Annotated in this window: 15 protein-coding genes and 1 tRNA gene; 9 read left to right on the top strand and 7 right to left on the bottom strand. The window is 59.1% G+C overall.

What is annotated here, in order from left to right:
• Positions 1 to 426 (bottom strand): DUF1810 domain-containing protein, encoded by a 426-nt coding sequence (locus tag EPK99_RS10420; protein WP_128442954.1) that lies wholly within the window; start codon positions 424 to 426, stop codon positions 1 to 3.
• 95 nt (positions 427 to 521) lie between these two features.
• Between EPK99_RS10420 and EPK99_RS10415 the strand changes: the two genes are divergently transcribed.
• From EPK99_RS10415 to EPK99_RS10400, 4 genes are all read left to right on the top strand, one after another.
• Complete coding sequence (locus tag EPK99_RS10415; protein ID WP_128442953.1) at positions 522 to 1643, top strand: mechanosensitive ion channel family protein; 1122 nt, start codon at positions 522 to 524, stop codon at positions 1641 to 1643.
• Positions 1644 to 2027: 384 nt separating this feature from the next.
• On the top strand, positions 2028 to 3224 hold the full coding sequence (gene mnmA / locus EPK99_RS10410; RefSeq protein ID WP_128442952.1) for a tRNA 2-thiouridine(34) synthase MnmA: 1197 nt from the start codon (positions 2028 to 2030) through the stop codon (positions 3222 to 3224).
• A 133-nt stretch (positions 3225 to 3357) separates the two neighbouring features.
• Positions 3358 to 3434, top strand: a tRNA-Met gene (locus EPK99_RS10405).
• Between the two features lie 162 nt (positions 3435 to 3596).
• Complete coding sequence (locus EPK99_RS10400) at positions 3597 to 4301, top strand: DUF1796 family putative cysteine peptidase (RefSeq protein ID WP_342633737.1); 705 nt, start codon at positions 3597 to 3599, stop codon at positions 4299 to 4301.
• Between the two features lie 431 nt (positions 4302 to 4732).
• Here EPK99_RS10400 and EPK99_RS10395 read toward each other — a convergent pair whose 3' ends face one another.
• The 4 genes from EPK99_RS10395 to EPK99_RS10385 form a co-directional block, all read right to left on the bottom strand.
• Positions 4733 to 4921, bottom strand: a complete 189-nt coding sequence (locus tag EPK99_RS10395) for a hypothetical protein (protein ID WP_128442950.1) — start codon at positions 4919 to 4921, stop codon at positions 4733 to 4735.
• Positions 4922 to 4998: 77 nt separating this feature from the next.
• Complete coding sequence (locus tag EPK99_RS25905) at positions 4999 to 5124, bottom strand: hypothetical protein (protein WP_281033455.1); 126 nt, start codon at positions 5122 to 5124, stop codon at positions 4999 to 5001.
• 118 nt (positions 5125 to 5242) lie between these two features.
• Complete coding sequence (locus EPK99_RS10390; RefSeq protein WP_128442949.1) at positions 5243 to 5893, bottom strand: DUF2161 domain-containing phosphodiesterase; 651 nt, start codon at positions 5891 to 5893, stop codon at positions 5243 to 5245.
• 70 nt (positions 5894 to 5963) lie between these two features.
• Positions 5964 to 6176, bottom strand: a complete 213-nt coding sequence (locus EPK99_RS10385; protein WP_128442948.1) for a hypothetical protein — start codon at positions 6174 to 6176, stop codon at positions 5964 to 5966.
• A 331-nt stretch (positions 6177 to 6507) separates the two neighbouring features.
• On the opposite strand from EPK99_RS10385, the gene EPK99_RS10380 reads away from it, so the two are divergent.
• Positions 6508 to 7368 carry an SMP-30/gluconolactonase/LRE family protein gene (locus tag EPK99_RS10380; RefSeq protein ID WP_128442947.1) on the top strand — a complete coding sequence of 287 codons (861 nt, stop codon included), beginning with the start codon at positions 6508 to 6510 and terminating at the stop codon, positions 7366 to 7368.
• 16 nt (positions 7369 to 7384) lie between these two features.
• On the opposite strand, the gene EPK99_RS10375 is transcribed toward EPK99_RS10380, so the two are convergent.
• Positions 7385 to 7645: a hypothetical protein gene (locus EPK99_RS10375; RefSeq protein ID WP_128442946.1), complete on the bottom strand. Its 261-nt coding sequence runs from the start codon at positions 7643 to 7645 to the stop codon at positions 7385 to 7387.
• 277 nt (positions 7646 to 7922) lie between these two features.
• Between EPK99_RS10375 and EPK99_RS10370 the strand changes: the two genes are divergently transcribed.
• Entirely contained in the window at positions 7923 to 9374 is a 1452-nt protein-coding gene (locus EPK99_RS10370; RefSeq protein ID WP_128442945.1) for a DHA2 family efflux MFS transporter permease subunit, read from the top strand.
• Positions 9375 to 9378: 4 nt separating this feature from the next.
• On the opposite strand, the gene EPK99_RS10365 is transcribed toward EPK99_RS10370, so the two are convergent.
• Complete coding sequence (locus EPK99_RS10365; RefSeq protein ID WP_128442944.1) at positions 9379 to 10362, bottom strand: TIGR03885 family FMN-dependent LLM class oxidoreductase; 984 nt, start codon at positions 10360 to 10362, stop codon at positions 9379 to 9381.
• A gap of 204 nt (positions 10363 to 10566) precedes the next feature.
• Here EPK99_RS10365 and EPK99_RS10360 point away from each other — a divergent pair, with 204 nt between their 5' ends.
• The 3 genes from EPK99_RS10360 to EPK99_RS10350 all read left to right on the top strand — a co-directional run bounded on the left by EPK99_RS10360 (position 10567) and on the right by EPK99_RS10350 (position 12855).
• Positions 10567 to 10797: a hypothetical protein gene (locus EPK99_RS10360; RefSeq protein ID WP_128442943.1), complete on the top strand. Its 231-nt coding sequence runs from the start codon at positions 10567 to 10569 to the stop codon at positions 10795 to 10797.
• A 139-nt stretch (positions 10798 to 10936) separates the two neighbouring features.
• Positions 10937 to 11227 (top strand): hypothetical protein, encoded by a 291-nt coding sequence (locus tag EPK99_RS10355; RefSeq protein WP_128442942.1) that lies wholly within the window; start codon positions 10937 to 10939, stop codon positions 11225 to 11227.
• A 440-nt stretch (positions 11228 to 11667) separates the two neighbouring features.
• Positions 11668 to 12855: a glycosyltransferase gene (locus tag EPK99_RS10350; protein ID WP_128442941.1), complete on the top strand. Its 1188-nt coding sequence runs from the start codon at positions 11668 to 11670 to the stop codon at positions 12853 to 12855.
• Positions 12856 to 12893 lie beyond the last annotated feature (38 nt).

Here is a 12893-nt window from a genome sequence, read left to right as displayed (position 1 = left end):
TTAACGTAGAAGCGCAAGAGTGCGCTCGTCGCGCTCTCCGCCATAATATTGCTCAAGGGCTCGCTCGAAAGGCGAGCCCTTTTTGCTGACAGCCTCGAATAAAGTCATGGAACTCTTGAACTTCAGGTCGTCCGGCGAGCCAAGGATGGCATGCGCCGACAAGCCTTCGTGGCCGAGCATAGCCTCAGTGGATTCCGTCAGGCGAATGCCCAGTATCGGGTGGGTGAGATAGGCTTCAGCTTCCTTGCGCGAGCCGATTGCGAAACGCTCCGCCATGATGGAAAAGCCGAGCCCGGCCACTTGTGGGAAGATGTACCACATCCAATGGGTTCGCTTTCGGCCATTCCGCAGCTCGCGCAGCACCTCCTCGTAGACCGGCGCCTGAGCGTCCAGGAAGCGCACCAGCCTGAATTCATCCGCCGTCATCGCATCGTCCTTGTTGGGTTGCCATGAAGACGCCCAGATCATGAATTTTTTGCGGCCGGGTTTAACATGCTGCACTGCACCCTAACTGAGGGAGCATGAGACATTTGATCGATGAGTTTCGCAACGAAACGGCCTGGCTTCCGGCCTGGCTAGTGAGCTTTGGCGTATTGGCCGCGGCGTTTTTCATTGGCTTGATGATCCACCGCATAGCCTTCCGCTTCTTCAGCCGGGTGGTGGAGAAGCGGGATCTGTTCTGGCGGTCGCTGGTGTCAAGGGGCCGTCGTCCGCTTCGCCTGGCTATCCTTACTTGGACGCTGTCGCTCGGTGCCACCGTGGCGCCGTTGACGTCCGACCAGGCCAGCATCATCCGGCACGTCCTGTTCCTGGGCTTCGTCCTGGTGGTAGGCTGGACCGCTCGCACCGCGCTGCACATCTGGATGACGGTCTATCTGCGGCGCTTCAAGCTCGATGCGGAAGACAATCTTCTCGCCCGCACCCATGTCACCCAATCGCGGATCTTGGAGCGCATCGCGCAGGTGCTGATCATCGGCGTGACGATCGCCATGATGCTGCTGACCTTCCCCGCAGTCCAGCAATATGGTGTCAGCCTGCTGGCGTCCGCGGGCGTTGCCGGCATCGTGCTTGGCCTTGCCTTGCAGCCAGTGCTGAAGAACGTGTTTGCCGGCATTCAGCTCGCTATCACCCAGCCGATCCGTATCGACGATGCGCTGATCGTGGAAGGGGAGTGGGGCAATGTCGAAGAGATCACCTCGACCTATGTCGTGGTGAAGCTTTGGGACTGGCGGCGCATGATCCTTCCGCTCAGCTATTTCATCGAGCAACCTTTCCAGAACTGGACTCGCGAGGGAGCGGCGCTGATCGGCACGGTGATGATCTATCTCGATTATTCCGTTCCCGTGGAAGCGATCCGCCGCAAGGTCGAGGAGATCGTTGCCGGTTCGACCTTATGGGACAAGCGGGTGGTGGCGGTGCAGGTGACGGACTTCCGGGAGACGACGATGGAGGTGCGCATTCTCGCATCGGCCAACAATGCGCCCAAGGTGTTCGATCTGCGCTGCGAGATCCGCGAAAAGCTGATCGAGTTCATCCAGAGGGAATATCGGCATGGCCTGCCGCGGGTGCGGACCGAAGGCGCGGCCGATCCGAACGGCGCCATGGCAACAGAGATGCTTCGTCATTCTTCGTTGCAGGCGTAGATCCTGCACATGGTGAATCCCGTTATAAGCTTTTTAGTTAATTCGAATGCAATATTGTAGTGAACAGTGAATCGCGCTATCCCGGATTCGGGAGGCTACACGGAATTCGAAATGGACACGGTCCAAGCTCTATTGCCACTCATCGTCTTTTTCTTCGTGATCTACCGGTTCTTCAAATGGGTCGTGCATGACATGAACAGAGGCGCGCATCGCTGACGCTCCGCGCGGCATTCGACCACTGATCTGAGCTTAGCGGTCCTGCTTCTTGCGTCTTCGCCCAATCCTTTCTATATCGTCATGAAATGCCCGGTCGGCGGCCGATCCCGCCCCGGCTCATGAACCGGCTGCCAAGCGCCGGTATTGCGACGAGCGAAAGAGAGTTCCGTGAACAGCCTGGATTTTGACAAGAGGCCGGAAGAGACACGCGTTGTCGTTGCCATGTCGGGCGGCGTCGATTCCTCCGTCGTCGCAGGCCTGCTCAAACGCCAGGGCTATGACGTGCTGGGCATCACCCTGCAACTCTACGACCATGGCGCTGCCGTCCACCGCGCCGGTTCCTGCTGCGCCGGCCAGGATATCGACGATGCGCGCCGCGTCTGCGAGACGCTTGGCATCCCGCATTACGTGCTCGACTACGAGCGGCGGTTCCGCGAAACGGTGATCAACCCGTTTGCTGAAGCCTACGCCATGGGCGAGACGCCGGTGCCCTGCGTCGCCTGCAACCAGACCGTCAAATTCGCCGATCTCCTGACGACCGCCAAGGAACTGGGCGCCGATGCGCTGGCGACCGGCCACTATATCCGTTCGGCCCCCAATCCCTCGGCAGACAATCTAAGCCGCCGGGCGCTCTTCCGGCCGGTCGATGCCGACCGCGACCAGAGCTGGTTCCTGTTTGCCACCACGCAGGAGCAGATCGACTACCTGCGCTTCCCGCTTGGCGGAATGTCCAAGGCCGAGGTGCGCGCGCTTGCCGAAGACATGGGCCTGATCGTCGCCAAGAAGGCCGACAGCCAGGACATATGCTTCGTGCCTGCCGGCAAGTATGCCGACATCATCAGCAAGGTGAAGCCCAACGCAGCGCTTGCGGGCGAGATCATCCACCTGGACGGGCGCGTGCTTGGCCGGCATGAGGGGATCGTTCACTACACGATCGGCCAGCGCAAGGGTTTGGGCGTGGCAACCGGCGAGCCGCTCTATGTCATCTTTCTCGATGCCCGCTCGCGCCGCGTCATCGTCGGGCCGAAGGAAGCGCTGGACACGCACCGGGTCTATCTGCGCGATATGAACTGGCTGGGCGATGCTGCTCTCGAAGCGGATGCGGCCGGCGGCTTTACCTGCTTTGCGAAAGTGCGCTCTACGCGCCCGCCAACGCCTGCCACGCTCCACAGCGACGAAAGCGGCATCTATGTGGATTTGTCCATGGGCGAAGCCGGCGTGGCACCGGGCCAGGCCTGTGTGCTTTATTCGGGCGAGGGGTCCGATGAGCGGGTCTATGGCGGCGGCTTCATCCTGCGCTCGGAGCGCGCCGCCGAAGCGGAAGCCTCACTGAAGGTGCTTCTTTCGACGCCCGTCGCGGCCTGATCGGCAAACGGGGAGGGCAGGCTGAGGGCGGCCTGTTTTTCTCCCATCATCTGCTTGACACTTCGGTGACACGGCATTTATAAGCCGCACATCCAAACGGACCCGCACGGTTATCGAGTGTTGGGGTTCCTGTGGCGGGGTAGCTCAGGTGGTTAGAGCAGCGGAATCATAATCCGCGTGTCGGGGGTTCGAGTCCCTCTCCCGCTACCATTTTTCAAAGCTAAAATAACATCAGAAGCTTAGCATGGCATGGCCCGCCGCGCGTTAATGAGGCGATAATAGGTTATCACGTCCGATCACTTCGCGGCAGTTGTGAGAGGGGAGTGGCATGTCTATAAAGAGGCATACAACTCTTTGTAGGGAGAGTGAGCTTTGCGGTTCGATCATGTCGTTAGTTTGGGAGGCTGGTGTCAGGTCGCCATGCAGGTTCGTGCATGCGGGTTGCCTCTTTTGAAAAGCAGTTTCGATTGGTTGGTGACGCCTTGGAACGCGGTCCACGAAATCATGGCCTCGGACGGTGATCATTTCGGACTTGAGGCTGATCTTGATATCGCTGCTAACTCCATGCGATGCCGGTCATATGGCGTCCTCTACCCACATGAATTCGAAAGAGACAGCGACAACGTACCCGTCTTAACTCCTGGTGCGATGGAGAATTGTCGCTCAAAGCTAATTTATAAGCACAGGAAGATGGTCTCCACCATCAACGAAAAACAAGGATCGGATATCCTTTTTGTTCGCTACGGCGGATTGGCCCAAGAGTGCCGGGCATGGCCATATATGGATGACTTTGGAAAGTGCACGGAAGAAGATGTAAACGAACTGTTGCATTCGCTTAAAGCTCTTTTTCCTCAAAACCGTGTGAAACTGCTTTTCGTTTGGGCCGACCCTTTCGTGAAAATTTCGATCGATTCAAGCAAACTCCACCGGGATATTTTCTCACGCCCTTTGCCGGTCGGGTTAAATGCGACATGGGAGGGTGATACTACCCAATGGAGTGATGCCTTTGGCCAAGCGTTTTCTCAGTGGGGTATGGATTCTGTTTTATCCTACCAGAGGGCACTGAACGTCGCGTAGGACGATAAGCGGGCACTTCTCGGACATCGGGCAGCACCTAAGCACTCGTCATAAGACTTTCAGCATCAAATTGCCCCCTATGGGCGCCACCTCAGGCCCCGGCGAAAAAGCTGGCTCTATCTGTTTGAGCAACTCCCCGGCCGACGAATGGCGCGATCCTGGGGCCGTCTGAGTTGTTGTAGCTCAATCCGCGAGGCGGACGTCGCCTGTTGATTTACTCAGTCACTACAGCATGTCGCGCAAAAGTGTGCATCGGTTTTGCGTCAACGACATGCGAAAAAACAAAGGCTTAAGCGTTAAAGCTTACTCTGAAAGATCGCGACACGCTTTAACAGCCTGGCCGTAAAGCTGCCCTTCGGGGGACGAACTAACACGGTTTCCCGCTACCATTTTCCTTAAACTATCGAAGCAGCACGTCACCAAGATGGCTGTTACACCCGGCGTTTGGCATCGCGGGCGTTCTTCGCCTCGCGGCGCAGCCATCGGCGGGTGGGCACTTCCGGCGGAACTTGGCCGGTTGGGGCTTTGCTGGCTTTCCAGTGGTTGAGGATCCACCAGCCAGTGAAGCCGATGCCGGAAATCAATACAGCTGCAAGCGCGATCATCGGCATATAGGTCATCGGGTCAATTCCTTCGCTTGGTTTCTCTCCTAACGAAGGCGATGACGAGGTGTTCCTTGGAGTGTGTCAGACGCTGGCTACCGGATAGCCCCTGTCAGGACGGGATCGATCACTTCCAGCCGGTCCCAGGCGAGGGATGCGCCGAACAGGAGGATTGCCATGATGGGAATGACCAATAGAACGACGGCGCCACTGACACGCATTACAAACTCCAACGGCCTTGAATATGAATAGACGATGTCCGTTACGGGTTAACGACGGGTTAATTCGTGCCGGTTTCGCACAGGGAAGTCGGATATGGCGGGACGGCTCACGCGAATTTTAACCGGCATTCCAACGGTTGATGGCTTCATGGCCAGCCGGAGTCAGGCCATAGAGGCCCTTGTCGATCCTTTCGAACCAGCCATAGTGATTGGCGAGCATTATCCGGCCCGCCGTCGCGGAGGCCTGTTTGAGATCGCGAGGCCGCAGCGGCCCGCTTGCGAGCGCGGCGGCGCAAGCCAGCGCCTGCTGCCTGTATGCGGTCATGATCGGCACTTTTGTGGAGCCCCCCAATGCTGGGTCTCCGCGGCGCCTGGAGTGTTCGTTGACAAGGCGGGTTCTCCGCTTGGGGTTGTTGCGCGGTATAAGTGCTGCCGAACTGACGAGCACCTGAACCTCCCCTTTGTCCGAAATTCCGAGCATGCCGATCCCCAGCCGTCGGCAGAGATCGCGGTAGCGCTTGTCGGCCTCGCGGCCCTTGCCTTTGGCCGAGATGCGCGCCGCGATCCAGACCTCATCGGAAACAGAGGCACGATCGACGGCCTGCAGGATGAGTTCGAGGTTGAAGGTGAGCTTGAGTTCGCAAACCACGACAAGCGGCGGATCGCCTTCGCTCAGGCCGACGACGTCGCAGCCGCCGATTTCGCCCTTGACGGTATAGCCGGCCTTTTCGAGGAAGGCTTTGACGGGCAGGTAAAGCGAGGTTTCCATGGGCGCCTAAGATCGAATCAGCGCCTTGGAATAGCATCAATGGCGACGTGGAGGCGACCGTCGATTGGTCCTAATGGGAAAAGCCGAGCTTCTCGTCTGGGCCGCGGACGACGACGCCTGCCGTTCCCTTACCGCCTTCACTGCGCCACATGATGTCGAACCCACGCGCTTCCAGCGACTTCAGCACCTCTGTGTGATGCTCTCCCTCTAATGTTCCGACAGCGTCGTTCAACCCGTCCACATCGGTACGGTGATAGATCTCGATATATTGGTCTATATTCATTCTGTACTCCTCAGCTGGCTTGCCTGATCCTGATAGTGTCGAATACAAACATAGGCGACGCAATGACCGCGGCGAGATGCCGGTTGCTTCACTCTTGTTCGCGGAAGGTTTCGAGGAACTTCTTCAGCGCTTGAGGCTTCTGCACGGATCAGACATAAAGGCGGGATACCTGCAGGCATCCAGGCGCAGTCTCATCCTCCTTGAAGGCACTGTTTGAGCTAAACACCGCGCCGCTGAGCAATGGCAGTTCGCCGACCCTTATCCCTGTTCCAGCAGCGCACTGCACGCCATTTTTTACGCTCCTAAAATTGATAGACCCAAAGGAACTGACATGAGCACAGCCGAGCCATTGAACCCGTCGCTTGAACCTTCCCAGCTCGGCGAAGGCATATTCTGCGACGAGCGGACGGGCACGATCTATTGGGTCGATATCAAGAAGGGTGTAGTCCACATCCAAAATGCTGCCGGTCAGCACCGGACCGTCGCGACGCCGGGACCGGTGAGCTTCGTCTTTCCATTTGGGTCGGACCGGCTGCTGCTAGGCCTCAAGGATGGGATTTACGAGGCTGCGGCGGAGAAATTCCTCCCCATAGCGCGGCTCGATCTCCCGGCTGAACACAGGCTCAACGACGGCAAATGCGACCCGAGCGGACGGCTATGGGTTGGAACGATCTGCACCGCCTCCGACCGTTCGGATACCGCTGCGCTTTACCGCCTGGACGGTCGTGAGCTTCACGAGGTCGAAGGCGGGTATGTCAACGCTAACGGCAAGGCCTGGAGCCCGGACGGTCAGGTCATGTACCACGCCGATACCAGCCGCAACATCATCTGGCAGTACGACTATAACGCGTCGAGCGGGTCGATTTCCAACAAGCGGGCTTTCGTGCGGGTCGAGGATGGCAGCCCGGACGGGCTATGCTCCGACTCGCGCGGGCGGGTGCTGGTGGCGCTTTACGGCGGCTCGGGCGTCGCCGTCTATTCGCCGCGTGGCGGATTGGTCGAGAAGATCGAACTGCCGGTCCCGAACGTGACGAGTTGCTGCTTCGGCGGGCCGGAGCTGCGCACGCTTTATATTACGACAGCCTATGACGGCATGGAGCCGGCCGAGCGAGAAAAATATCCGTTGGCCGGTCAGGTATTCCGGGCTGAGATGAGTGTGCCAGGTCTGCCGGCTTTCAGGCCTGCCCTGTGATCTACGGCGCGCCGGATCAGAAATCCGCCCCAAGATCCGGCCAGGCCAGATCGTCGGCCGTCGTCGGAAGTGGCGGGCGACCGGCCTTGCGAAGCGTCTCGTTGCGGTGCTGAACCAGGCCGAGATAGCGCCTATGACATTCCGACATCGCGATCTCTCCAGCCACCCAAAGGTCGATCAGGTTCGTGAAGTCGGCATCCTGATCCATAGGGAACCCTCTCTCGCGCATGCGGGCCAGAACCTTGTCTGCTATGCGCCGACGCGTTTCCATCGTCATGGGCGTTCTCCGAATCACAAAGGGAGCCCGTATAGCATGGGTCGCGCATTTTGAGCTTTGCCAAGCCTCGGCTTGTACAGTGGGTGACAAAAAGGCGCTGATTGACCCGGCTTGCTACGTTTGGCAGCGGCAGAAAACGAACGCAAAATAGATCAATGCCATAGCGCTGCCATGATCTGCGGCGTATAGGTTTCTCATCCCCCCAATGGCTTAGGCCATGTCAGATTCGCGGCGCCTCTTCCTCTGGCCGCCGTCGCATTGCGAGTGATTCCGGACGATGTCGGATCAAACATGTGATACGCCCATAGCCGGGCGGGCCGTTCCCAATTTCCGCGTTATCGCCCTGATCGTCGCCAGCGCCATGTTGATGGAAAACATAGACGCGACCGTCCTTGCCACAGCGCTGCCGACCATGGCGCGGGACTTCAGCGTCGATGCGCCGGCCATGTCCATCGCCCTCACGTCCTATCTGCTCAGCCTGGCGATCTTCATTCCGGCAAGCGGCAAGATGGCCGACCGCTACGGATCGCGTACCGTGTTTCGTGCCGCAATCCTGGTGTTCGTCATTGGCTCCATCCTCTGTGCCATTGCGCCGACGCTGTTGCTTCTCGTGCTGGCGCGGCTGCTTCAGGGCATTGGCGGCGCCATGATGATGCCGGTCGGCCGCCTAGTGCTGATGCGCAGCGTCGCCCGCAAGGACATGGTCAGCGCAATGTCATGGCTATTGGTGCCGGCGCTGATCGGGCCGATTGTCGGGCCGCCGCTGGGCGGCTTCATCGTCACCTATCTCGACTGGCGCTGGATCTTTTACATCAACGTGCCGATCGGAATCATCGGCATGATCTTCGTCTCGATCTATATCGAGGAAGTGAAGGGAAAGGCGAGCGGCCCCTTCGATCTCGTCGGTTTCATTCTGTCCGGGATTTCGCTCGGTTCCCTCCTGTTCGGCTTCGAACTGTCGAGCCATCAGGGGCAAGGCGCTTTTGCAATCTTCCTGATTGCGCTCGGCCTGCTCTTCGGCATTGCTTACCTTAAGCATGCGCGCAGACACCCTTCGCCGATCATGGACTTTTCACTGATGAAAATCCCGAGCTTCGGCACGTCTGTGATTGCAGGTTCGCTGACGCGTATTACCCAGGGCGCACAACCCTTTCTGCTGCCGCTGCTGTTCCAGGTGGGATTTGGGCTTTCAGCGGCAGCGGCAGGGCAAATCGTCATCTCGACGGCACTCGGGGCGCTTGCGATGAAGCCGTTGGCAAGAGCGGTGTTCCGGCGCACCGGTTTCCGCACCAGCCTCGTGATCAACGGCATTCTCGGCACGATCGGCTACGGGCTGTGCGCTGCCTTCCGGCCGGACTGGCCCATGCCGCTGATCTTTATCGTGCTGGTGCTCAGCGCATTTTTCATGTCCTTCCAGTTCACCGCTTACAACACCATTGCCTATGACGAGATCGACCAGGAGCGGATGAGCGCCGCCACCAGTTTCTACACGACCTTCCAGCAACTGATGCTCTCGCTCGGGATCTGTATCGGTGCTCTGGCTCTGCACGCCTCGATGGCCGTAAACGGCAATGGCGAGCCGGCGCTTGAGGATTTTTCGTCGGCCTTCGTGGTCGTGGCGCTGATTTCGATCACCGCGACGATCTGGAACCTCCGCTTTGCCCCGAATGCGGGCGAAGAGATCAGCGGCTACAGGGGCAAGGTGAAGCGGGTGTCTGCGGGACGTTAGAGTGTCACAGACCGGAACTGGTATAGCGAAAGGCCGGTAGAACATCGCGACCCATGGCGCGGATGAAGCCCTCTTGGTCACGGGAGATGCCGTGGATGTAGATCTCCCCGAAGCCGCATGAGGCGCCGTCCTCGATCAGGTGAACGACCTCCTCGCCGCTGCTGACCAGCGGAACGACGTCATCCATGGCTTTGGGAGGCACATCCTTCACGGCTTCGTCAAAGGCCTGCGGTGTCCTCAGGTCTGCAAGATCCCTGGGCGGGAGTGCCGCGTGGCGCCATTGGTCCCAGGCTATCATGCGGGCTTCCTCTTTTGTCTCGGCCCAGCATACCTGCAGTTGAAGCGCCATGGGCTTGCCGGTGCCGCCGCCCCGCTGGAAGCTTGAGACGATTTGCTGCAGTTCCGCCTTGGGCTTGTGCACGGTGATGAAGCCATCAGCCCATGACCCCAGCCATTCGGCGGTCTCTGGCGTCAGGGCGGCGCCAAACAGGGCAGGAGGCTTTTCAGGAAGCGACCACAGCCTGGCCTGTTCTGCCGCGAAGCCCGGATGTTGGGCAGTGACCGTCTCGCCGCGAAGGAGCGCCCGCATGATCTCCGTTCCTGCCCGGAGCCGCTCGTTGCGCTCCTGCTTCTCCGGCCAGCCATTGCCCACCATGATCTCGTTTGCCGCTTCGCCGCTGCCGACCGCGATCCAGGGCAGCCGGTCGGGGAACATCTGCGCAAGGGTGGCGATCATGTGGGCGAGGTCCACCGGGTGATGACGCCAGCCACCGGGAATGGAAAGGCTGCCGAAGGGGACGGATGTACCCGCCATGGCAGCACCGAGCCAGGCCCAGTTATTGCCGGAATTGCCTTGCCGTTCGCTCCATGGCGCGATGTGATCGGACGTCATGACCGCCTCGAAGCCGGCTTCGTCCGCCTGCTTCGCATAGGCGAGCAACTGGCTGGGGGAAAACTGCTCATGGGAGGCGTGGTAACCGATAATCACGATTGTCCTCTTGGTCTGTCAATCGGGGCGGTTGTCGAACCGGGCAGCGTCCCGGTTGTTCCCAAACGCGGTTTTGACACGGCCTGGGAGTTCTCCTCAACAAACAGCTCAGAGCATCAAGACAGTGGTGGACCGTAGCGCGAGATAGACTGGAACCATGCTGGGTGCAGGGGGTTGGTGTTCGATAGCTAATGGAGCGCAAACATGACCGATCCCAAATCCACGATTCAAAAAGATGCGCAGGGCCAATTCGCGAAGTCCCAGGCCGACCCGGAGGCATCAGGCGTCGCCAGCGCGAAGCCGACGGTGATTACAGGTTCGGAAGACGCCACTGCCCACAAGCTGCCGCCGGGCGCCAAAGCACCAAAGTCCGAGATCCCGGTCCACTACGACCCGGCTGAGATGAACGAAGGAAGTTTCAGGGGCTCACGCTGAGCCCACTTGAGACGCAAGATACTACAGATCGTTGAGCAGGGATTGCTCGGCCCTTGGCCACGATAAGAAGGGTTCGTAGAACCTGTATCAAGCCTGTAGCGCGCAGCCGCGCAGGCTTCTCAAAGATCGAGAACCCAACATGTTGCAACCGAAAACCATCGGCGAGATGAGCGTGCGTGAGCGCAAGGAGCTTCTGGCGGCCGTGGCCGATACGCTGGACCAAAGCGCCCGGGAAGCGCGGGCCAGTGGCGACGAGCGGTTTGCCCTCAATTCGCGAAGCCTGGCGCTCATCATCCGAGGGAGCGCGGAAGACCTTTCTCATCACGAACTGCATGCGGCAGAACTCCTGCTGGAGCAAGGCATCTCCATGATCGAGGAGTTTCGGGTAAGGGCTGGCACATCCGCCGGTTCGACATCCACATTGCATTAGTAGCTGTGGACAGTTGCGATTTGGAGCGGTATGAAGAAATTGTTAAATTCCAGGTGCGTATCCGAAGGTGGATCTTAATCCATCGAAGGCTTACGACGCAGATGGGCGATCTCACCGTATCCCTCCGGACGTGGTCGATTTTGTACCTGAAGGCACCGGAAGATCTTGTGGAGGAAAGGCTCCACTGCAGCCTTCCCTCCTGTTCAGAAACAATCCTACGCGCGCCACGCCCGAAACCGAATTTTCCACAGGCCTGGAGTTTTCCAGGTTGGATCGGTTCTTCATTTAATTCTTAAATGCTCCAGCAAGCCGCCACCGTGCTCGGATGAATATCCCACGGCAGGGAACTTCTCGTGACATACCCTGTTCGCAGGTCCGTCACACAGCTTTCAATGCCTTCGTCCCGCCTACCTACAGTCTCGACACCGTAAGGAGTGCCCATGCGCCCAGTTCCGAATATTTCCTCGATTCGCTCCTCCACTCCCACTCAGATCCTGGTCTGCCTCTCTCATCTTCGCTGGAACTTCGTCTATCAGAGGCCTCAGCACCTTCTCTCGAGAGCGGCAAAAAATCATCTGGTGTTCTTCTTGGAGGAGCCACTCTTCGAGGATATTTCGGAGCCTCGGCTCGACCTCAATCACACGCCGGAAGGCGTTCGGGTCGGTGTGCCAATTCTTCCCCACGGTCTGTCGCACAGGGAGATCGTGGAGGCGCAGAAGGATATGCTGGACGATCTTCTGGCAGCGCTGCCACCACTTACCCTTGCTTTCTGGTATTACACGCCGATGGCGCTGGAGTTCTCTCGTCATATCGAGCCTGACGTCCTCGTCTACGACAATATGGACGAGCTTTCGGCGTTCCGGGGTGCTCCTGCGCCTTTGCTTGCCCTCGAGCGTGAGCTGTTCGAACGCGCCGACGTCGTCTTCACCGGCGGCGAGAGCCTCTATGAGGCAAAGCGGGGACGCCATCATAATGTCCAGTGCTTCCCCAGCAGCATTGATGTATCCCATTTTGGAAAAACCCGCGCCCTGTCTCGGAAAATCTCAAAAACCCATGTGCCGGACGCGCCTCGGCTCGGCTTTTTCGGCGTTATAGACGAGCGGATGGATCCTGATCTGGTCGCCGCTATCGCCGATCTGCGGCCCGCCTGGCAGATCGACATGGTTGGCCCGGTCGTGAAGATCGATCCCGCCTTGCTGCCGCAGCGCGACAATCTGCACTGGCTCGGTTCAAGATCCTATCAGGAGCTTCCGCAGGAAATGGCGCGTTGGGACATCGGCATCATGCCGTTTGCAATCAATGAGGCGACCCGTTTCATCAGCCCCACTAAGACGCCGGAATTCCTGGCCGCAGGCCTGCCCGTGGTCTGCACCCCAATCCGCGACGTCATCCGGCCCTATGGCCAGTTGGGCCTCGTGGAGATCGCAGCAACTGCGGAAGAGATGGTCGCAAAGATCGAGATCCTTCTTGCGCGTCCACGCGAGCTGTGGCTTGCCGAAGTGGATGCCCATCTTGCCAAGAATTCGTGGGACCGCACCTGGGACGGCATGAACGCTGCCATGGGAGAAGCCTCCAACTCGCTCGCCACGGGATTTGCCTTCGCTGCCAAGGAGCGCGCCAATGTGTGAATTGCTGATTGTCAGCGCCAGCCTGTTCGCAAGCCTGC

This window comes from Neorhizobium lilium, assembly GCF_004053875.1.
GTDB classification, from domain to species: Bacteria; Pseudomonadota; Alphaproteobacteria; order Rhizobiales; family Rhizobiaceae; genus Neorhizobium; species Neorhizobium lilii.
The sequence above is the reverse complement of the archived record's forward strand: the minus strand, read 5'-3'. Positions and strand labels throughout refer to the sequence as shown.

What these genes read in the sequence shown, in the direction of transcription:
- EPK99_RS10420 (WP_128442954.1), bottom strand. Translation starts at nt 426, where the DNA reads ATGACGGCGGATGAATTCAGGCTGGTGCGCTTCCTGGACGCTCAGGCG.
- EPK99_RS10415 (WP_128442953.1), top strand. Translation starts at nt 522, where the DNA reads ATGAGACATTTGATCGATGAGTTTCGCAACGAAACGGCCTGGCTTCCG.
- EPK99_RS10395 (WP_128442950.1), bottom strand. Translation starts at nt 4,921, where the DNA reads ATGACCTATATGCCGATGATCGCGCTTGCAGCTGTATTGATTTCCGGC.
- EPK99_RS25905 (WP_281033455.1), bottom strand. Translation starts at nt 5,124, where the DNA reads ATGCGTGTCAGTGGCGCCGTCGTTCTATTGGTCATTCCCATCATGGCA.
- EPK99_RS10390 (WP_128442949.1), bottom strand. Translation starts at nt 5,893, where the DNA reads ATGGAAACCTCGCTTTACCTGCCCGTCAAAGCCTTCCTCGAAAAGGCC.
- EPK99_RS10385 (WP_128442948.1), bottom strand. Translation starts at nt 6,176, where the DNA reads ATGAATATAGACCAATATATCGAGATCTATCACCGTACCGATGTGGAC.
- EPK99_RS10380 (WP_128442947.1), top strand. Translation starts at nt 6,508, where the DNA reads ATGAGCACAGCCGAGCCATTGAACCCGTCGCTTGAACCTTCCCAGCTC.
- EPK99_RS10375 (WP_128442946.1), bottom strand. Translation starts at nt 7,645, where the DNA reads ATGACGATGGAAACGCGTCGGCGCATAGCAGACAAGGTTCTGGCCCGC.
- EPK99_RS10370 (WP_128442945.1), top strand. Translation starts at nt 7,923, where the DNA reads ATGTCGGATCAAACATGTGATACGCCCATAGCCGGGCGGGCCGTTCCC.
- EPK99_RS10360 (WP_128442943.1), top strand. Translation starts at nt 10,567, where the DNA reads ATGACCGATCCCAAATCCACGATTCAAAAAGATGCGCAGGGCCAATTC.
- EPK99_RS10355 (WP_128442942.1), top strand. Translation starts at nt 10,937, where the DNA reads ATGTTGCAACCGAAAACCATCGGCGAGATGAGCGTGCGTGAGCGCAAG.
- EPK99_RS10350 (WP_128442941.1), top strand. Translation starts at nt 11,668, where the DNA reads ATGCGCCCAGTTCCGAATATTTCCTCGATTCGCTCCTCCACTCCCACT.